Consider the following 18,890-nt stretch of genomic DNA (forward strand, 5'->3'; position numbering starts at 1 on the left):
ATCAGAAGGCCTCCGCGGGCAGGGTCATCAGGGTCGCCGAGCCGGTCTTCAGCTTGGCCAGGTGTGCCCCGGCGTCAGGCAAGATGCGTTCGATGAAATAGCGGCCGGTGACCAGCTTGGTCGTGAAGAACGGGTCGGACGAGCCGGCCGCGATCCTGGCGTTGGCCGCCTTGGCCATCAGCGCCCACATGTACGCCAGGCCCGTCAGGCCGAAGAGGTGCATGTAGTCGGTCGAGGCCGCGCCGGCGTTGTCGGGGTTCTGCAGGCCGTTCTGCATCAGCCACAGGGTGCCGTCCTGCAGCTGGGCCTTCACGCCCGACAGGGCGTCGATGAAGGGCTTCAGCTCGGCGTCGGCGTCGTTCTCGCCGATGAACTGATCGACTTCCTGGAAGAAGGTCATGACCGCGCGACCGCCCTTGGCGGCCAGCTTGCGGCCGACCAGGTCCAGCGCCTGGACGCCGTTGGTGCCTTCGTAGATCAGGGCGATGCGGCAATCGCGCATGAACTGGCTGACCGGGAAGTGCTCGGTGAAGCCGCTGCCGCCGTGCACCTGCACCGCGTTCGAGCAGACCTGGAAGCCCTTGTCGGTCAGGTAGCCTTTCAGCACCGGCGTCATCAGGCCCATGTAGTCCGACGACTTTTCACGGACCGCGGCGTCCGGGTGGACGTGCGACAGGTCGCCGTGCAGGGCGGTCCAGAACAGGAAGGCGCGGCCGCCTTCGATCAGGGCCTTGCTCTCCAGCAGCATGCGGCGGACGTCCGGGTGGACGATGATCGGGTCGGCCGGGCCGTCGGCGTTCTTCGGGCCCGTCAGCGAACGACCTTGCAGGCGGTCCTTGGCGAAGGCGACGGCGGCCTGGTAGGCGGCCTCGCCCTGGGCCACGCCCTGCATGCCGACGCCCAGGCGGGCTTCGTTCATCATGACGAACATGATCCTGAGGCCCGAATTCTCCTCGCCGATCAGATAGCCCTCGGCGTCGTCATACTGCATGACGCAGGTGGCGTTGCCGTGGATGCCCATCTTCTCTTCCAGGCCGACGCACTTGACGCCCTGGTTACGGTCGCCGACCGAGCCGTCGGCCTTGGGGAAGAACTTCGGCACGATGAACAGGCTGATGCCCTTCACGCCGGCCGGGGCGCCTTCGATGCGGGCGAGCACCAGGTGGACGATGTTGTCCGACATGTCGTGCTCGCCGGCGCTGATCCAGATCTTCTGGCCGGTGATCTTGTAGCTGCCGTCGGCCTGCGGGACCGCCTTGGTTCGCAGCAAACCGAGGTCCGTGCCGCAGTGCGGCTCGGTCAGGTTCATGGTGCCGGTCCATTCGCCGGTCACCATCTTGGGCAGATAGGTCTGCTTCTGCGCGTCCGTGCCGCCCGTGTGGATGGCGGAGTAAGCGCCATGCGCCAGACCCGGATACATCGAGAACGCCATGTTGGCCGAGCTCGACATCTCGCTGAAGGCCAGGTTGACGACGTGCGGCAGGCCTTGGCCGCCATAGGCCGGGTCCGACCCCAGGCCGGTCCAGCCGCCTTCGCACAGCTGCTTGTAGGCGTCCTTGAAGCCCGGCGGGGTGGTGACGACGTTGGTGACCGGATCCAGCTTGCAGCCGTTCTTGTCGCCGACCGTGTTCAGCGGGGCCAGCACCTCGCCGGTGAACTGGGCGGCGGCGTCCAGGATCTGCTCGACGACGTCGAACGGCGCGTCCGAGAAGCCGGGCAGATCGCCGTGTTGATCGATGTTGAGCACGTCGCGCAGGATGAACGCGTGATCGCGAACGGGCGGCTGGTAGGTCATGAAACGGTCCTGGCTAGGATCGGGAGGAGGAACGGATGTGCGTCCGCCCTCTGCCGCGCGTCTTGCACGTAAGAGGGCGTCGCGAAGGTCTTACTTGCCCAGCATCGCTTCGGCGTGACCGTCCAGGCGGGCGCGCAGCACCTGCTCGTAGTCGGCCGCGCGGGGCAGCAGGTCGGGGCGGATCTCGGCGAGGCGCTTTTCAAGGCGGTTGCAGGCCTCGCGCAGCTCGATCAGGGCATTGTCGATGTCTTCGCGCTGCTGCTCGAGAGCGTTGGCGCGTTCGCGGAACTTCTTCAGCGAACGGGCCATCTGCGCCGCGCCCTCGTCGTTCTCGTCATAGAGGTCCAGCAGTTCGCGGATCTCGGTCAGCGACAGGCCCACGCGCTTGCCGCGCAGGATCAGCTGCAGGCGGACGCGGTCCTTGTGGGAATAGACGCGGTTCAGGCCCTCGCGGGCCGGATTCAGCAGGCCCTTGTCCTCGTAGAAGCGCAGGGCGCGTGGGGTAGCCTTAAATTCGTTGCAGAGCTGGCGGATCGTAAAGGTCCGCTCGGGGCGTCGCAGGTCGGCCATGGGTTGAAACCTCCCGGAAATTGGGCCCGGCTACTGCGGCCGGGCCGCTTGGTTATCGACGATCACCCTAAACCCGATATCGGGCGACCGTCAACGCTTACGTAAACGTCAACTTGTTCGCAGCCGATAGGTTTACTTTCCTAGGTTGCGCGGCGTATTTTCCTTGCCGAAGGCCGACCCAGGAGGAGGACGCCGATGGCGACCCTGTCTCACGGCGAAATCTGGCGGGCGATCGACGCCCTGGCCGAGCGCTTCGATATGACGCCTTCGGCCATGGCCCGGATGGCGGGCCTGGATCCGACCAGCTTCAATCGCTCCAAGCGCGGCTCCACCGAGCCCGACAGCCGGCCACGCTGGCCCTCGACCGAGAGCCTGGCCAAGCTGCTGGAGGCGACGGGGGTCAATTTTTCGGAATTCGCGGCCCTGACCGAGCAGGCGCCAGTGCGCACGCCGGGGCGGCGTGGCGCGCCGCTGATTGCGCTGGACCAGGCGGGACGGGACGGTTTCTTCGACGACGCGGGAATGCCGGTCGGCGCCGGCTGGGACGAGGTTTCCGCGCCGGATCTGGGCGAGGGCCTCTTCGCGCTGGAGGTGTCGGGGACGGCGCTGGCGCCGGTCTATCGCGACGGCGACCGGCTGCTGGTCTCGCCCACCGTCGAGCCGCGCAAGGGCGACCGCGTGGTGGCGAGGACGAGTGCGGGCGAGGTTCTGGTGCGGGAGTTGGGCCGGGTGACGGCCAGGACGATCGAGCTTCTGCCGTTTAGCCGGTCCGGCGACGATCGCCTGCTGTCGCGGGACGAGGTCGCCTGGATCGCTCGGATCGTCTGGGTCAGCCAGTAGGGCCGACCCTCGACAGATCGTTTAGGTGCGCGGGCAGCTGGCGTGGGTGTCGAGCAGCCAGGCGATCAGCGGACCGGCCGACGGATCCTCGCACGACACGTCCAGGCGATAGGACGCCCAGGTATCGTTATGCGCGGCCTCGACGTGAGCATCGGGGAACTGTTGGACGATGCCGCCCAGCAAGGAATCGAATTCGGTGCGGTCGGTAGGGCGAAGCGTGAACGAAGCCATTGGAATAACCTTGATGACTAATCTTGGTTCTGATGGTCCGATCCTAGACTCCGAAAGGTGGGCGGACCCTTAATAGCGAATTCAGACTTCGTTCATTTGCGGAGACATGGTGTCGCAGGTCGCGAGGATTCATCCGTCGCGGGTTTCTCCTTCTCCCCTTGCGGGAGAAGGTGTCAGCAAAGCTGACGGATGAGGGGTTGATAGCCGGGTCCGCCGCGCGACCCCTCACCCGACCCACTGCGTGGGCCACCCTCTCCCGCAAGGGGAGAGGGAAACCTCGAAGATCAGCCCAACTTCTCTTCGATCAGGGCGATCGTACGGTCGATGCCGAAGATGGCCGCGAAGGAACCGAAGCGCGGGCCCTGGCTCTGGCCCAGCAGCACTTCGTACAACGCCTGGAACCAGGCGCGCAGCGGGTCGAAGCCGTGGGTCTTGCCGACCTCGAACACCTCGTTCTGGATCAGCTCGGCGTCCGGGGCGTCGGCCGGCATGGCCTTCAGCTTGGCCAGCAGATCCAGCATCGCGGCGCGCTCCTGGTCGGTCGGGGCGCGGAAGGTCTTCGTCGGTTTGACGAAGTCCTCGTAGTAGTTGATCGCGTAGCCGGCCAGGCGGTCCAGCAGCGGCTGGGTTTCCGGCGAGGCGCCCGGGATGTAGCGCGACAGGAAGCCCCAGAGGATTTCCTTGGTCGAGGCGTCGGCGGCCGACACCAGGTTCAGCATCAGGCTGAACGAGACGGGCGAACCCTGCTCCGGCGGCTTGCCAGCGTGGATGTGCCACACCGGGTTGTCCAGCTGCTTGGCCGGCTCCTGGCGACCATAGGCGTCCAGCTGCTGCAGATATTCGTCCGTCGCCTTGGGGATGACGTCGAAATAGAGCTTCTTGGCCGACTTGGGGCTCTGGAACATGTAGTACGACAGGCTCTCGGGCGCGCCGTAGCGCAGCCAGTCCTCCATCGACAGGCCGTTGCCCTTGGACTTGGAGATCTTCTGGTTGTTCTCGTCCAAGAAGAGCTCGTAGTTGAAGCCTTCCGGCGGCACCCCGCCCAGCGCCTTGCAGATCGCGCCCGAGGCCTTGACCGAGTCGATCAGGTCCTTGCCCGACATCTCGTAGTCGACGCCGAGCGCGGTCCAGCGCATGGCCCAGTCGGGCTTCCACTGCATCTTCACGTGGCCGCCGGTGACCGGGACCTCGACCTTGGAGCCGTCCTCGTCCTCGAAGACGATCGTGCCCTTTTCGACATTGCGCTCCAGGGTCGGGACCTGCAGCACCTTGCCGGTGGTGGGGCTGACCGGGAGGAACGGCGAATAGGTGGCGCGGCGCTCTTCGCCCAGGGTCGGCAGCATGACCTTCTGGATGGCGTCGAAGCGCTCGAGCGCCGTCAGCAGGGTCGCGTCGAACAGGCCGCCCTTGTAGCAGTCGGTCGACGAGACGAACTCGTACTCGAAGCCGAAGCCGTCCAGGAACGCGCGCAGGCGGGCGTTGTTGTGGGCGCCGAAGCTGTCATGGGTGCCGAACGGGTCGCGGACGACGGTCAGCGGCTTGCCCAGGTCCTCGATCAGCGGCTGCTTGTTCTCGATGTTGTCGGGAACCTTGCGCAGGCCGTCCATGTCATCGCTGAAGGCGATCAGGCGGGTCGGGATATGGTCGTCGACCAGCGCGCGGAAGGCTTGGCGCACCATGGTGGTGCGCGCGACTTCACCGAACGTGCCCAGGTGCGGCAGGCCCGACGGACCGTAGCCGGTCTCGAAGATCACGGCCTTGGCCAGCGCCGGATAGGCTTTCACCGCCTCGTCCGCCTTGCCGGCGTCGATCAGGGCTTTGGCGGCCTCCTGATCGGCGCGATCGGGGAGGCGCACGCGCAGGACGCGGGCGATGGTGGCGCGCGCCTGCTCGAACGGCCAGGAGCGGGCTTCGCGGGCGAGGGGGGAGAGGCCTTCAAACATGGCCGCGCGTATAAACCGTGCGGGGACGGAGGGCTACCCCGCCAGCGCGCCGGCCACGACCTCGCGGGCCTCGGCCTGCACCTGCTTGAGGTGATCGGGACCCCGGAATGACTCCGCATAGACCTTGTAGACGTCCTCGGTGCCGGACGGCCGGGCGGCGAACCAGGCGTTCTGGGTGCAGACCTTCAGGCCGCCGATCGCCTCGCCATTGCCGGGGGCGTTGGTCAGGATGGCGGTGATGTCCTCGCCGGCCAGGGTCGTCGCGGTGACGTCGGCGGGGCTGAGCTTGCCCAGGCGGGCTTTCTCCTCGCGGGTCGCCGGAGCATCGACGCGGGCATAGGCCGGGGCGTCGTACTTTGCCGTCAGGTCGGCGTAGAGCTGGCTGGCGCTCTTCCCCGTCTTGGCCTGGATCTCGGCGGCCAGCAGGGCCAGCTGAAGGCCGTCCTTGTCGGTGGTCCAAACGCTGCCGTCGTGGCGCAGGAAGGCGGCGCCGGCCGACTCCTCGCCGCCGAAGCCGACCGAGCCGTCCAGCAGGCCGGGCACGAAATATTTGAAGCCCACCGGCACCTCGAGCAGGCGGCGACCCAGCCCTGAGACCACGCGGTCGATCATCGACGACGAGACCAGGGTCTTGCCGACGGCGACATCCGCGCCCCAGCCCGGACGGTGGGTGAACAGGTAGGAGATCGCCGCGGCCAGGTAGTGGTTGGGGTTCATCAGCCCGCCGTCGGGCGTGACGATGCCATGGCGGTCGGCGTCGGCGTCGTTGCCGGTGGCGACGTCATAGGCCGCGCCGCCCTTCATGATCTCGATCAGGTTGGCCATGGCGCTGGCGGACGAGCAGTCCATGCGGATCTTGCCGTCGGTGTCGAGCGGCATGAACGCCCAGCGCGGGTCGACGGTCTCGCTGACGACCGTGAGGTTCAGCTTGTGGCGTTCGGCGATGGCGCCCCAGTAGGCGACGGCCGCGCCGCCCAGCGGATCGGCGCCGATGCGCACGCCGGCCGCGCGGATGGTCTCCATGTCGATGACGCTGGGCAGGTCGTCGACGTAGCGGCCCAGGAAGTCGTAGCGGCCGGCGGCCTGCAAAGCCTCGTCGAAGCTCACGCGCTTCACACCGGTCAGATCCTGCGCCAGCAGTTCATTGGCGCGGGCGGCGATGGCCGAGGTCGCACCACTGTCGGCGGGACCGCCAGACGGCGGATTGTACTTGATGCCGCCATCGCGCGGCGGGTTGTGCGAAGGCGTCAGCAGCAGGCCGTCGGCCTGGGCGGCGTTCGCGCGGTTATAGGTCAGGATGGCGTGCGATACCGCCGGGGTCGGGGTGTAGCCGTCCTGAGTGTCGATCAGCGCCGTGACGCCGTTGCCGGCCAGCACTTCCAGCACCGAGCGGAAAGCCGGCTCCGACAGGCCGTGGGTGTCGCGGCCGACGAAGATCGGGCCGGTGACGCCTTGGGCGGCGCGCTGCTCGACCACCGCCTGGGTCACGGCCAGGATGTGGTTCTCGTTGAAGCCGCCGTCCAGGCTGGAGCCGCGATGACCGGACGTGCCGAACACCACCTTCTGGGCGGGGTTCGCAATGTCGGGCTTGGTCTCGTAGTAGGCGCCGATTAGCGCATCCAGGTCGATCAGATCCTCGGGGAGAGCCCGAAGGCCGGCGCGGCTATGCATCAAGACACCTGGATAAAGTTTGTCGACGGAGCGCAACGGGCCAATCCCCTAGTCGGGTTCCATGTCGATTTCATCAAGTATCTCGGCGATCGGGTGGCGGCGTTCGCCGGAGAATTTTTTTCGCGCTGAGGCTGCGGCTGAACCGCGCGGGTGACGTCTACACGACAGTACAACGTGGAATATTCGCCAGAAAATTGTAACCTGGGGGCGAATTCCAACTGCCAACACGACGCATAAGGGCGACGCGAAGTGACCTACGAGACCACCGAAGGACGCCGCACCAGCGCGGTCGACACCCACGTCGGCGAGCGAGTCCGCATGCGGCGCAAGCTGCTGGGCGTCAGCCAGGACCAACTGGCCGACAATCTGGGCCTGACCTTCCAGCAGGTGCAGAAATACGAGCGCGGCGCCAACCGGATCAGCGCCAGCAAGCTGTTCCGCATCGCCGAGATCCTCAGCGTCGACGTCGCCTATTTCTTCGACGGTCTGCCGGACCCGATCGAGGGGACCGGGCCGGACGGGACGACGCTGCGCGTCCAGGAGGTCATGCAGACCTTCCTGCAGACCTCGGAAGGCGTCGAGCTGGCCGAGATCTTCCCGCGCATCGCCAGCGGCCGGGTTCGGCGCCAGATCCTGGACCTGGTCCGGACCATGGCCGCCGAAGAGGACAAGTAGCTAGAAGGCTTGGCTGATGATCGCGCCGTCCGGGAGCAGGGCGGCGCGCTTCAGGCCGCTGGACGCGAAGGGCATGGCGATATTGCCGTCGCGGTCCACCGCGATCAGGCCGCCATGGCCGCCCAGGTCCGCGACGCCCTGAATGGCCGCGCGGGCGGCGTCTTCCAGACTTTCGCCACCGAACCGCACCCGGTGGGCGATCTGGGCCGCGACGGCGGTGCGGATGAAATACTCCCCCTGACCCGTGCACGAGACCGCCGCATGGCCATCGGCCCAGGCGCCGGCCCCGATGATCGGACTGTCGCCGACCCGGCCCGGCCGCTTGCCGAACACCCCGGCCGTCGAGGTGGCCGCGGCGAGGCGTCCTTCAGAGTCACGAACCACGCAGCCGACCGTGCCGACGGGCAGCGCGTCCGGCGGGTGATTGTCCTCGAAGGCCCCGGCGTGGGTGAACCAGCTGGCCGGATCCTCGACCGTCTCCAGCCCCTGGTCGCGGGCGAAATCGATCGCGCCCTGGCCGGCCAGCATCACGTGCGGCGTCTCTTCCATCACCGCGCGGGCGGCCAGGATCGGGCTCTTGAAGCCTTGCAGCGCGGCCACCGAGCCGGCGCGCAGGGTCGAACCACACATCAGGCTGGCGTCCAGCTCGTACTCTCCCTCGGCATTGGGCGAAGCGCCCTTGCCGGCGATGTAGAGGCCGCTGGCCTCCAGCCCGACCACGGTCTCGACGGCGACATCCAGGGCATCGGCGCCGGCGGCCAGCCGGTCGCGGGCGGCTTCTACCAGGCCGCGCATGTGGGCGATCTCGACACTGTAGTCGTGGCCGCGCTTGGCGCCGGCGCCGCCGTGCAGGGCGAGACTAAAACGTTTGTTTGACATTCTGCTTCCTTGGTCGAACGCCCTGCGCTAGCGTCCGCGCGTCATAACCAAGAACCGCGGGAGAGGCGATCATGAAGGCAGTGCTCAGCAAGGACGTCGGCGGTCCCGAGACCCTGGTGCTGGAGGAGCTGCCTGATCCCGTCGCCGGTCCCGGCCAAGTGCTGATCGACGTCAAGGCCTGCGGGGTGAACTATCCCGACGTCCTGATCATCGAGGACAAGTACCAGTTCAAGCCGCCGCGTCCGTTCGCGCCGGGCGGCGAGGTGTCGGGCGTGATCTCGGCGGTCGGCGAGGGCGTGACCCGCTTCAAGGTCGGCGACCGGGTCCTGGCCTCGACCGGTTGGGGCGGCTATGCCGAGAAGCTGGCGCTGGAAGAGCAGCGCTGCACGCCCATCCCCGACAACATGCCATTCGACGAGGCGGCGGCCTTCGTCCTGACCTACGGCACCTCGTACTATGCGCTGAAGGACCGGGGACACGTTAAGCTTGGCGAGACTCTACTCATTTTGGGTGCGGCTGGCGGCGTCGGCCTGGCGGCGGTCGAGCTGGGCAAGGCGATGGGGGTGCGCGTTATCGCCGCAGCCTCCAGCCAGGAGAAGGTCGACCTGGCCATCAAGCACGGCGCCGACAGCGGCGTCGTCTATCCGCGCGGACCGTTCGACAAGGACGGCCAGAAGGCCCTGGCGACCCTGATCAAGGACGCCTGCGGACCCAATGGCTGGGATGTCGCCTATGACGCGGTGGGCGGGGATTACTCCGAGGCGACCATCCGCGCGGCGGGCTGGAACGGCCGCTTCCTGGTCATCGGTTTCCCGTCGGGGATTCCGAAAATCCCGTTGAATCTCACGCTGTTGAAGTCGTGCGACATCGTCGGGGTGTTCTGGGGCGCGGCCGTGGCGCGCGATCCCAAGGGCCACGCCCAGAACCTCCGCGAGCTGATGGATCTGTACGCCGCGGGCAAGATCAAGCCGTACGTTTCCGAGCGCTTCCCGCTGGCTCGCGCGGGCGAGGCGATCGCCCATCTGTCCAGCCGCAAGGCCATGGGCAAGGTGGTGATCACGGTTGACTAGAATGGTTACCGGCGATCGTGGTTAAATCCCGCTAAGTATCCTTTTTAGCAAAGGAAAAACGACAACTCCGCAATGTGTCTCCTCGAGACTAGGAGACTCTGCGGAGATGTACGTCCCACAAGAGCAGAGCGTCGCCAACGAAGCGGCGCCCGCCGCGCCGCGGCGCCCCTACCGGCTGACGCGGCGCCCGGAAGAGCGCGTCCGCGTGCTGGGCGGGACCATGGACCTGGTGCGTCCGGAGGAAGTGTTCCACTTCGTTACGGGCAAGCTGGAAGCGCGTCAGAGCGCCATCGTCGCCAACCACAATCTCCATAGCCTGTACCTGATCGGCAAGGACCACCAGATCGGTGAGTTCTACAAGGAAGCCGACCTGATCGAGGTCGACAGCGTGCCGCTGATCTTCTGGGCGCGCCTGGTGGGCCGCGCCAGCCGGCGCTTCCATCGCTGCACCTATCTGGACTGGCGCGACGACTTCTGGGCGCTGGCCGTCGAGAAGAACTGGAAGGTCTTTTTCGTGGGCGGGGCGCCGGGCGTGGCCGACAAGGCCATCGCGCGCATCCACGAGGACTATCCGACCGCTCAGATCGCCAGCCATCACGGCTATTTCGACGTGACCCAAGGGTCGGCCGAGAACATCGCGGTGGTCGAGAAGATCAAGGCTTATCAGCCCGACATCGTCCTGGTCGGCATGGGCATGCCGCGCCAGGAGGTCTGGACCCTGGAGAACCACAAGGCCTATGGCCCGGCGGTGACCTTCACCGTGGGCGGGGCTTTCGACTACGAGGCCGGCGTCCAGCTGGCGGCTCCGCGATGGATGGGGCCGATGGGCATGGAATGGCTGTTCCGGCTGATGAACGATCCCCAGCGACTGTTCTCGCGCTATTGCGTCGAGCCCTGGTCGCTGGTCGGACCGGCCTGTCGCGACGTGACAAGGGCGCTGTCACGACGTCTGACGGAAGGCGACTCGCGAGCGGCTGACACCGCCCGCTGGGAGCAAATGCGCGCAAGAAACGAAGCGGCGCGCTAAAATGGCTATTCTAGTGGGGGCCGCATGCGGCGAGGTCGTGCAAAACACGGCCTGGAATAGGGGGCGCGGGTTCTGATGGGCCTGGATATTCGAGTGATGACGCTGGAGGCCAAAGAGCGCTCCAGCTTCGGGCATCGCGCCGTGGCGGGCGTGGGCCTGGTGGGGCTGGGCCTGGCGTGGGCGGTGCTTCTGCTGCCGTGCATGCTGTGGCTGGCCGCCAGCCATCTGGGCCGAGCCTTGCAGCCGTTGACCCGGCGCACGGCCTGAATCTTCTCGGCTAGAGGGCGCAAGCCCTCTAGCCAACATCTGTTTGCTCCGCGAATATGATCATTGATCACTGACCCACGAAGAGGTCGGGGACGCGGAGGGAATTTCCATGGTCGGACGTCTGGACGGTAAGGTCGCCGTCGTCACCGGGGGCTGCTCGGGCATCGGGCTGGGCGCGGTCGAACTGTACGTGGCCGAAGGGGCGTGCGTGATCGCCGCCGACCTGCAGGACGAGAAGGGGCGGATGCTGGAGAAGCGTTTCCCCGACAAGGTCCGCTTCTCGCGCTGCGACGTCACTTCCGAAGACGACCTGGCCAAGACCATGGCGCTGGCCGAAGAAGCGTTCGGCGGCCTCGACATCCTGTTCAACAACGCCGGCCACGGCGGCACGCCCGCCTCGGTGCCGGAGCTGACCGTCGAGGGCTGGGACAAGACCTTCGCCCTGCTGGTGCGCGGTCCGGCCATCGGCATGAAGCACGCCCTGCCGCTGATGCTGAAGCGCGGCGGCGGCTCGATCATCAACACCGCCTCGATCGCCGGCCTGCAGGCGGGCTTCGGCCCCTTGGCCTATTCGGCGGCCAAGGCTGCGGTGATCCATATGAGCCGGTGCGCGGCGGCCGAGCTGTCGCCGCTGAAGATCCGAGTCAACGCCATCTGCCCGGGCCTGATCGCCACCTCGATCTTCGGGGCGTCGATGGGCCTGCCGCGCGAGGTCGCCGACCAGATGGCCGCCCAGATCGCCTCGATCGGTCCCAAGATCCAGCCGATCCCCAAGTCGGGCCTGCCCGAGGACATCGCCGCCGCCGCCCTCTACTTGGCCAGCGACGACTCCAAGTTCGTCACCGGCACGCACCTCGTTGTCGACGGCGGCATCACGGTGGGACCGCGTTCGGCCTGGGATAAGAACACGCCCTCGCCGATCCTGGCGGCCATGGGCATCAGCCCAGAGCAGGCCGAGGCGATGCGCGCCCAGCTGGTCGCCGCCGGCGCGGCCGGGTGACCCTGACGCCCAACCTGCGCGGCGCGCTGTGGATGCTGGCCTCGGCGGTCGGCTTCACGGCGATGACGACCCTGATCAAGTTCCTGGGGCCCGGCTATCCGGCCGCGCTCCAGACCTTCTACCGGCAGTTGGCGGGGGTGATCGTGCTCCTGCCGCTGATTGCCCGCGACCCGCGCGCGGCGTTTCGGACCACGCGGCCGGGGATCCTGATCTTCCGCTCCAGCGCCGGGGTGCTGGCCCTGATCATGGGCTTCTACGCCTATCAGAAGCTGCCCCTGGCCGACGCCAACGCGCTGTCGTTCACCCGGACGCTGTGGCTGGTCCCGCTGGCCGCCTTCGTGCTGCGCGAGCCGATCGGGCCGTTGCGGATCGGCGCGGCCCTGGTCGGGTTCCTGGGCGTGCTGATCATGCTGCGACCCGGCGCCGGCGGGGTAGGCGCCTGGATCGGCTGGCCGCAGGCCTGCGCCCTGGCCTCGGCCTTCCTGTTCGCCCTGACCATCACCGGCATGAAGGTGATGACCCGCGACCACAGCCCGTTCGTGCTGCTGGTCTATGCCGCCGTGCTGGGCTTGGTCTTCGCCGTCCCGCCGGCGCTGTTCGTCTGGAAGTGGCCGACCTGGCCCGATCTCGGGCTCCTCGCGGCCATGGGCGTGATCGGCACCTTCACCCAAGGGGCTTACATCAAGGGCATGGAGGCGGGCGAGGCGGCGGTCATGGCCCCGATCGACTACACCCGCCTGGTGTTCGCGGTCGGCGCGGGTTTCCTGCTGTTTCACGAGGTCCCGAAACCGGCGGTGATCCTGGGCGCGGCGGTCGTGGTGGCCTCGACCCTGTTCATTTCCTGGCGCGAGCACCAGGCGGCCAAGCAGGCTCAGCCCGCGTAGGTCTTCCGCCACGCGACGAAGCGCGCCAGGCCCTCGGCCAGCTTGACCTTGGGCTTGTAGCCGCACAGGGCGTGGATCTTGTCGATATTGGCGAAGGTGGCCGGCACGTCGCCCGGCTGCATCGGCAGGAAGATCTTCTGGGCCTCGACGCCCAGCGCCGTCTCCAGCGTGGTGATCATCTCCATCAGGCCGACCGGGTCGTTGTCGCCGATGTTGTAGACCTCGTGCCCGCCCTGGGCCGGCGGATGGTCCAGCACGCCCAGGATGCCGTCGACGATGTCGTCGATGAAGGTGAAGTCGCGAGCCATCTGGCCCTCGCCATAGACGTCGATCGGCTGGCCGCTCAGCATCTTCTCTGTGAAGCCGTAATAGGCCATGTCCGGCCGGCCCCAGGGGCCATACACCGTGAAGAACCGCAGGCCCGACTGCGGGAAGCCGTACAGCGCCGCATAGCTCTGGCTCAGCATCTCGCACGAGCGCTTGGTGGCGGCGTACAGCGAGACGGGCGTGTTAGCCGGATCGGTCTCTCGAAAGCCGTCGCCGTTCAGTGGGCGGTCGCCATAGACGGACGACGAGGACGCATAGACCAGGTGCTCGACGCCGGCATGGCGGCAGGCTTCCAGCACCGACAGGTGGCCGGCCAGGTTGCTGCGCTCATAGGCGAAGGGGTTCTCGATCGAGTAGCGTACGCCCGCTTGCGCGGCCAGGTGGATGACCTGCCTGGCGCCCGAGGACTTCACGAGCTCGGCCAGGGCCTCGTGCTCGGCGATGTCCATCCGGACCATCGTGAAGCCGTCACGGCCTTCCAGTCGGGCGGCGCGGGCCGCCTTCAGGGCCGGGTCGTAATAGTCGTTGAAGACGTCGACCCCGATCACCGCCGCGCCGCGATCCAGCAGGCGTTCGGCCACGTGCATGCCGATGAAGCCCGCCGCGCCGGTGACGATGATCGGAGTCGCCATGGCTCAGCCTCGCCCGATGCTGGCGTAGGTGAAGCCGTGACGGACCATCTCGACCGGCTTGTAGACGTTGCGCAGGTCGACGACCGTCGGCGACGTCATCAGCAGCTTCAGGCGGTCGAGATCCAGCGCCCGGAACTGGTCCCACTCGGTGATGATCACCAGGGCGTCGGCGCCCTCGGCGGCCTCATAGGCGCCGGACTTGAACTCCACGCCGGCCAGCATGTGAGCCGCTTCCTTCGCCCCTTCGGGGTCGAAGGCCTGGACCTTGGCGCCCAGGGCTTGCAGGGCCGGGACGATGTCCAGGCTGGGGGCGTCACGCATGTCGTCGGTGTTGGGCTTGAAGGTCAGGCCCAGCACGCCGATCGTGCGGCCGGTCAGGTCGTCCAATTGCATGGCCTTGGCGATCTTGGTGGCCATGGCCTTCTTGCGGGCGTCGTTGACCTCGACGGTGGTCTCGATCAGCCGGGTCGGGGCGCCGTAGTCCTGGGCGGTCTTGACCAGGGCGATGGTGTCCTTCGGGAAGCACGAGCCGCCGTAGCCGGGGCCGGCGTTCAGGAACTTCGAGCCAATGCGCTTGTCCAGGCCAATGCCCTTGGCGACCTGCTGCACATCCGCGCCGACGGCTTCGCAGAGATCGGCCATCTCGTTGATGAAGGTGATCTTCATCGCCAGGAACGCGTTGGCGGCGTACTTGATCAGCTCGCTGGTGCGACGGCCGGTGAAGACCAGCGGCGTCTCGTTCAGCGACAGCGGGCGATAGAGATCACGCATCACCGCCTGGCCGCGTTCGTCGTCGGTGCCGACCACGACGCGGTCGGGGCGCTTGAAGTCCTCGATCGCCGCGCCTTCGCGCAGGAACTCGGGGTTCGACACGACCGCGAACTGGGCGTTCGGGTTGACCCGCTTGATGATCGCCTCGACCTCGTCGCCGGTGCCGACCGGCACGGTCGACTTGGTGACTACGACGGTGAAGCCGTCGATCAGGCCGGCAATCTCCTCAGCGGCGGCGTAGACGTAGCTGAGGTCGGCATGGCCATCGCCGCGGCGCGTGGGCGTGCCGACGGCGATGAACACCGCGTCGGCGTCCTTGATCGCCTGGGCGCCTTCCAGGGTGAAGAACAGGCGGCCTTCACGCACGTTGCGGGCCACCAGGTCGTCCAGGCCGGGCTCGAAGATCGGGATTTCGCCGCGTTCCAGGCGCTCGATCTTGCTGGGATCCTTGTCGATGCACGTCACCACGTGACCGAAGTCGGCGAAACACGCCCCCGACACCAGGCCCACATAACCCGTGCCAATCATCGCTACGCGCATCGAAGCATCCCGATCCGAAATGAGCGTCGTTGTCCACGACGCTTCCGCCTAATCCGTCAATCACGGCGCCGAGGCAAGCCGGCCCAAACGCCGAGGGTCAAAACGCTCGGAGTAGTGACATCTTGATGACCCCCCGCTAGCAGGGAGCCATCTTGGCGCGGGAACACGGATGCAGACCGTTCTGGTGACCGGCGGGGCCGGCTATGTCGGATCGCACGCCTGCCTGGCCCTGGCGCAGGCGGGTTTCCGGCCCGTCGTGTTCGACGACCTGTCGAACGGTCACCGCGAGCACGTCCAGTGGGGACCGTTCGAGGTTGGCGACATCCGCGACGCCGCCCGGCTGGACGCGGTGTTCGCCGCCCACCGGCCCGTCGCCGTCCTGCACTTCGCCGCCCGCATCGAGGTGGGCGAGTCGGTGAAGAATCCCGGCGCCTTCTTCGACGTCAATGTCGGCGGGACCATCACCCTGATCGAGGCCGCGCGCCGGGTCGGCGTCAACGCCCTGGTCTTCTCCTCGACCTGCGCCACCTTCGGCGAGCCGGTGCGGATGCCGATGGACGAGACCCATCCGCAGGCGCCGCTCAATCCCTATGGCCGCAGCAAACTGATGGTCGAGCAGGCCCTGGCCGACTACGACCGCTATGTCGGCTTCAAGAGCACGGTGCTGCGCTATTTCAACGCCGCCGGCGCCGATCCCGAGGGCCGCATCGGCGAGTGGCACGAGCCCGAGACCCACGCCATCCCGCTGGCCCTGCAGGTCGCCCTAGGTCAGCGCTCGCACTTCACGATCTTCGGCGAAGACTATGACACCCCCGACGGCACCGCGGTGCGCGACTATGTCCACGTGCTGGACCTGGCCGACGCCCACGTCTCGGCGCTGAAACGCCTGCTGGCCGGCGGCAGCTCGACGTCGTTCAACCTGGGCAGCGGCGAGGGGACGTCGGTGCGCCAGCTGGTCGATGGCGTTGGCCGCGCGGTCGGCTCGCCCTTGAAGGTCGAGGTCGCCCCGCGCCGGACGGGCGACGCGCCGATGTTGGTCGCCGACAACAGCCGCGCCCGGGCCGAGCTGGGCTGGACGCCGTCGCGCGACCTGGACGCCATCCTGTCCAGCGCCTGGGGGTGGCACCGGGACCAGGCGGTTCTCCAAGGGGAAAACTTGCCGCGATAACCCGTCGCATCAGGCGTTATGTCGCGATCTCCCTTGGGGAAACGCTTTATTTGCAACTCTCGCTGTAGCTCTGAGGGGATGTGACCCTCGGGGGGCCGTGCGTGCTCAAGTTTCTGACCTGCCTGACGACGGAGCATGACCTGCGCCTGGTGCTTGTCGCCGGCCTCGTCTGCATCGCCGGCTGCTTCACGACCTTCCGCCTGTATTCGCGGATGCGTGGCGCCCGGGGCGTCGTGCGCGCCGCCTGGCTGCTGCTGACGGGCCTGGTCGCCGGGTCCAGCGTCTGGGCCACCCACTTCATCGCCATGGTCGCCTACACGCCCGGTCTGAAGACCGGCTACAGCCCGACCGGCACGCTTCTGTCGCTGATGATCGCGGCCCTGTTCATGGCCAGCGGCTTCGCCGTCGCCTCGGCCCAGCGCTCGACCACCAACGATTTCGCCGGCGGCGTCCTGCTGGGCCTGGGCGTCGCGGCCATGCACTACACGGGCATGTCGGCCTTCGTGACCCAGGGGCACCTCGTCTGGGAGCACGCCACGGTCGGCTTCTCGGCGATCCTGGGCGTCGCCGGCGCCACCGGCGCCCTGGTCATCGGCGGCAACGCACGCACGGTGAAGCAACAGGCGATGGGCGGCGGCCTGCTGTGCCTGGGCATCGTGCTCCTGCACTTCACCGGCATGTCGGCCATCACCATCGTTCCGGACGCCTCGATCGTGGTGCCTGACCAGCTGCTGTCGGGCTTCGTCCTGACCCTGGCGGTCGGCTCGATCACCGGCATGATCATCCTGGGCGGCCTGGGCGCCGTCGCCATCGAATCCCAGACCTCGCGCTCGGCCCTCGAGCGCATCCGCCGTCTGGCCAACGCCGCCTATGAAGGCCTGGTCGTGGTCCAGTCGGGCAAGATCAACGACGCCAACGCCGCCTTCTGCGAGCTGGTCGGCGTCGAACTGCCGGAACTGGTCGGCCGCCCGCTGGGCAGCGTCCTGACCTTCGACGACAAAACCACCGATCGCGAAGGCGTTCGCCGCGAGGGCAAGATCCAGCCGTTCGCCGGCCGCGAGATCCCCGTCGAGGTGTTCTCGCGCCTGATGGACGATGGTGCGCGCATCGAGACCTCGGGCCTGACCGTCCTGGCCGTCCGCGACCTGCGCGAGCGTCGCGCGGCCGAGGAGAAGATCCGTTACCTGGCCGAGCACGACGGCCTGACCGGCCTGCCGAACCGCAACTCGCTGCAAGCCCGTCTGGCCGCCGCAGTCGAGCGCGTCGAGGCCTCGGGCGAGAGCCTGTCGGTGATCTGCATCGACCTGGACCACTTCAAGGAAGCCAACGATCAGCACGGCCACGTGGCCGGCGACCTGATCCTGGTCGAGACCGCCCGCCGGCTGCAATCGGCGGTGCAGGCCCCGTCCTTCGCCGCCCGCCTGGGCGGTGACGAGTTCATCGTCGTGCAGGTGGCCGGCGGCGACCAGCCGACCGCGGCCGCCGAACTGTCGGGCCGCCTGATCGAGATGCTGTCGGTTCCGGTGCCCTTCGAAGGCCAGGAACTGGCCCTGGGCTCGAGCCTGGGCGTCAGCCTGTTCCCCGACGACGGCCGTACGGCCGAGGCCCTGATGGCCAATGCCGACATGGCGCTGTACCGCGCCAAGGAAAGCGGCCGCGGCGTCTATCGTTTCTTCAAGCGCGAGATGGACGACAGCATCCGCGAGCGCCGCAACCTGGCCCGCGACCTGCGCCAGGGCATCGCCGACGAGGAGCTGGTGGTCCACTACCAGCCGCTGGCCCGGGCGGCCGACGGCGAGGTCTGCGGCTTCGAGGCCCTGGTCCGCTGGAAGCACCCGACGCGCGGCATGATCCCGCCGCTGGAATTCATTCCGGTCGCCGAGGAAAACGGCCTGATCGGTCCGCTGGGCGACTGGGTCCTGCGTCGCGCCTGCGCCGACGCCGCCACCTGGGAAAAGCCGCTGCGCATCGCGGTCAATCTCTCGCCGATCCAGCTGCACAATCCCGCTCTGCCCAGCCTGGTGCACGAGGTGCTGATCACCACCGGCCTGTCGCCCGCGCGCCTGGAGCTGGAGATCACGGAAAGCGCCCTCTTCAAGGACTATCAGCGCGCGCTGGACAACCTGCGCCGCCTGAAGGCCCTGGGCGTTCGCATCGCCATGGACGACTTCGGCACCGGCTTCTCGTCGCTGTCGACCCTGCAGTCGTTCCCGTTCGACAAGATCAAGATCGACAAGAGCTTCGTCGAGAACATCCACCGTCACGACCGCGCCACCGTCATCGTGCGCGCCGTGCTGGGCCTGGGCCGCAGCCTGGAGATCCCGGTCGTGGCCGAAGGCGTCGAGACCCAGGAGCAGATCGTCTTCCTGCGCGGCGAGAACTGCACCGAGCTGCAAGGCTACGCCATCGGTCGCCCGACCCCGGTCGACTCGCTGGAAGCCTGGACCCTAGCCAGCGCTCAGCCGTCGGCCGCCGTACTGGGCGCCGAGATCGAAGATCAGACTGAAGTCCAGGACAAGCGCTCGGCCTGATCCCTTGCGCGGGCCCGGAACTGGCGTATTCCATGACACGTTAGGCGTCAGCCAAGCGGGGCCGTAAGA

At 67.5% G+C, this 18,890-nt stretch carries 17 protein-coding genes; 9 read left to right on the forward strand and 8 right to left on the reverse strand.

What is annotated here, in order from left to right:
- Position 1: 1 nt before the first annotated feature.
- Together J7528_RS12145 and J7528_RS12150 are read right to left on the reverse strand one after the other, a co-directional pair.
- Positions 2 to 1,795 (reverse strand): acyl-CoA dehydrogenase C-terminal domain-containing protein, encoded by a 1,794-nt coding sequence (locus J7528_RS12145; RefSeq protein WP_291874530.1) that lies wholly within the window; start codon positions 1,793 to 1,795, stop codon positions 2 to 4.
- A gap of 90 nt (positions 1,796 to 1,885) precedes the next feature.
- Positions 1,886 to 2,365, reverse strand: a complete 480-nt coding sequence (locus J7528_RS12150) for a MerR family DNA-binding transcriptional regulator (protein ID WP_291874532.1) — start codon at positions 2,363 to 2,365, stop codon at positions 1,886 to 1,888.
- Between the two features lie 195 nt (positions 2,366 to 2,560).
- On the opposite strand from J7528_RS12150, the gene J7528_RS12155 reads away from it, so the two are divergent.
- Positions 2,561 to 3,205: a helix-turn-helix transcriptional regulator gene (locus J7528_RS12155; protein WP_291874534.1), complete on the forward strand. Its 645-nt coding sequence runs from the start codon at positions 2,561 to 2,563 to the stop codon at positions 3,203 to 3,205.
- Between the two features lie 21 nt (positions 3,206 to 3,226).
- Here the strand turns inward: J7528_RS12155 and J7528_RS12160 are convergent, their stop codons facing one another.
- The 3 genes from J7528_RS12160 to pgm all read right to left on the reverse strand — a co-directional run bounded on the left by J7528_RS12160 (position 3,227) and on the right by pgm (position 7,053).
- Positions 3,227 to 3,436 carry a hypothetical protein gene (locus J7528_RS12160; protein ID WP_291874536.1) on the reverse strand — a complete coding sequence of 70 codons (210 nt, stop codon included), beginning with the start codon at positions 3,434 to 3,436 and terminating at the stop codon, positions 3,227 to 3,229.
- Positions 3,437 to 3,720: 284 nt separating this feature from the next.
- Positions 3,721 to 5,379, reverse strand: a complete 1,659-nt coding sequence (locus J7528_RS12165) for a lysine--tRNA ligase (RefSeq protein ID WP_291874538.1) — start codon at positions 5,377 to 5,379, stop codon at positions 3,721 to 3,723.
- A gap of 33 nt (positions 5,380 to 5,412) precedes the next feature.
- Positions 5,413 to 7,053, reverse strand: a complete 1,641-nt coding sequence (gene pgm / locus J7528_RS12170; RefSeq protein WP_291874916.1) for a phosphoglucomutase (alpha-D-glucose-1,6-bisphosphate-dependent) — start codon at positions 7,051 to 7,053, stop codon at positions 5,413 to 5,415.
- Between the two features lie 246 nt (positions 7,054 to 7,299).
- Between pgm and J7528_RS12175 the strand changes: the two genes are divergently transcribed.
- Complete coding sequence (locus J7528_RS12175) at positions 7,300 to 7,725, forward strand: helix-turn-helix domain-containing protein (protein ID WP_291874540.1); 426 nt, start codon at positions 7,300 to 7,302, stop codon at positions 7,723 to 7,725.
- Here the strand turns inward: J7528_RS12175 and J7528_RS12180 are convergent, their stop codons facing one another.
- A complete protein-coding gene (locus J7528_RS12180; protein WP_291874541.1) occupies positions 7,726 to 8,604 on the reverse strand; it encodes an isoaspartyl peptidase/L-asparaginase in 879 nt (292 codons plus the stop codon). It lies immediately after the preceding gene.
- Positions 8,605 to 8,675: 71 nt separating this feature from the next.
- Here J7528_RS12180 and J7528_RS12185 point away from each other — a divergent pair, with 71 nt between their 5' ends.
- From J7528_RS12185 to J7528_RS12205, 5 genes are all read left to right on the forward strand, one after another.
- Positions 8,676 to 9,674, forward strand: a complete 999-nt coding sequence (locus tag J7528_RS12185) for an NADPH:quinone oxidoreductase family protein (protein WP_291874545.1) — start codon at positions 8,676 to 8,678, stop codon at positions 9,672 to 9,674.
- 106 nt (positions 9,675 to 9,780) lie between these two features.
- Positions 9,781 to 10,701: a WecB/TagA/CpsF family glycosyltransferase gene (locus J7528_RS12190; protein WP_291874548.1), complete on the forward strand. Its 921-nt coding sequence runs from the start codon at positions 9,781 to 9,783 to the stop codon at positions 10,699 to 10,701.
- Between the two features lie 75 nt (positions 10,702 to 10,776).
- On the forward strand, positions 10,777 to 10,968 hold the full coding sequence (locus J7528_RS12195; RefSeq protein ID WP_291874550.1) for a hypothetical protein: 192 nt from the start codon (positions 10,777 to 10,779) through the stop codon (positions 10,966 to 10,968).
- Positions 10,969 to 11,077: 109 nt separating this feature from the next.
- Complete coding sequence (locus tag J7528_RS12200; RefSeq protein ID WP_291874553.1) at positions 11,078 to 11,968, forward strand: SDR family oxidoreductase; 891 nt, start codon at positions 11,078 to 11,080, stop codon at positions 11,966 to 11,968.
- Positions 11,965 to 12,852, forward strand: a complete 888-nt coding sequence (locus J7528_RS12205) for a DMT family transporter (protein WP_291874556.1) — start codon at positions 11,965 to 11,967, stop codon at positions 12,850 to 12,852. Before J7528_RS12200 ends, J7528_RS12205 begins: the two co-directional genes overlap by 4 nt.
- Here the strand turns inward: J7528_RS12205 and J7528_RS12210 are convergent.
- Both J7528_RS12210 and J7528_RS12215 read right to left on the reverse strand, forming a co-directional pair.
- Entirely contained in the window at positions 12,840 to 13,811 is a 972-nt protein-coding gene (locus J7528_RS12210; protein ID WP_291874558.1) for an NAD-dependent epimerase/dehydratase family protein, read from the reverse strand. The two genes, J7528_RS12205 and J7528_RS12210, sit on opposite strands and share 13 nt — an antisense overlap.
- Before the next feature lie 3 nt (positions 13,812 to 13,814).
- Positions 13,815 to 15,122: a UDP-glucose/GDP-mannose dehydrogenase family protein gene (locus J7528_RS12215; protein ID WP_291874561.1), complete on the reverse strand. Its 1,308-nt coding sequence runs from the start codon at positions 15,120 to 15,122 to the stop codon at positions 13,815 to 13,817.
- Positions 15,123 to 15,291: 169 nt separating this feature from the next.
- Here J7528_RS12215 and galE point away from each other — a divergent pair, with 169 nt between their 5' ends.
- Positions 15,292 to 16,290, forward strand: coding sequence for a UDP-glucose 4-epimerase GalE (gene galE / locus J7528_RS12220; RefSeq protein ID WP_291874564.1), 999 nt, complete (start codon positions 15,292 to 15,294; stop codon positions 16,288 to 16,290).
- Positions 16,291 to 16,370: 80 nt separating this feature from the next.
- Entirely contained in the window at positions 16,371 to 18,821 is a 2,451-nt protein-coding gene (locus tag J7528_RS12225; protein WP_291874567.1) for an EAL domain-containing protein, read from the forward strand.
- The last annotated feature ends 69 nt before the right edge of the window (positions 18,822 to 18,890 follow it).

The organism is Caulobacter sp., from assembly GCF_017744445.1.
In the GTDB taxonomy this organism is placed as follows: domain Bacteria; phylum Pseudomonadota; class Alphaproteobacteria; order Caulobacterales; family Caulobacteraceae; genus Caulobacter.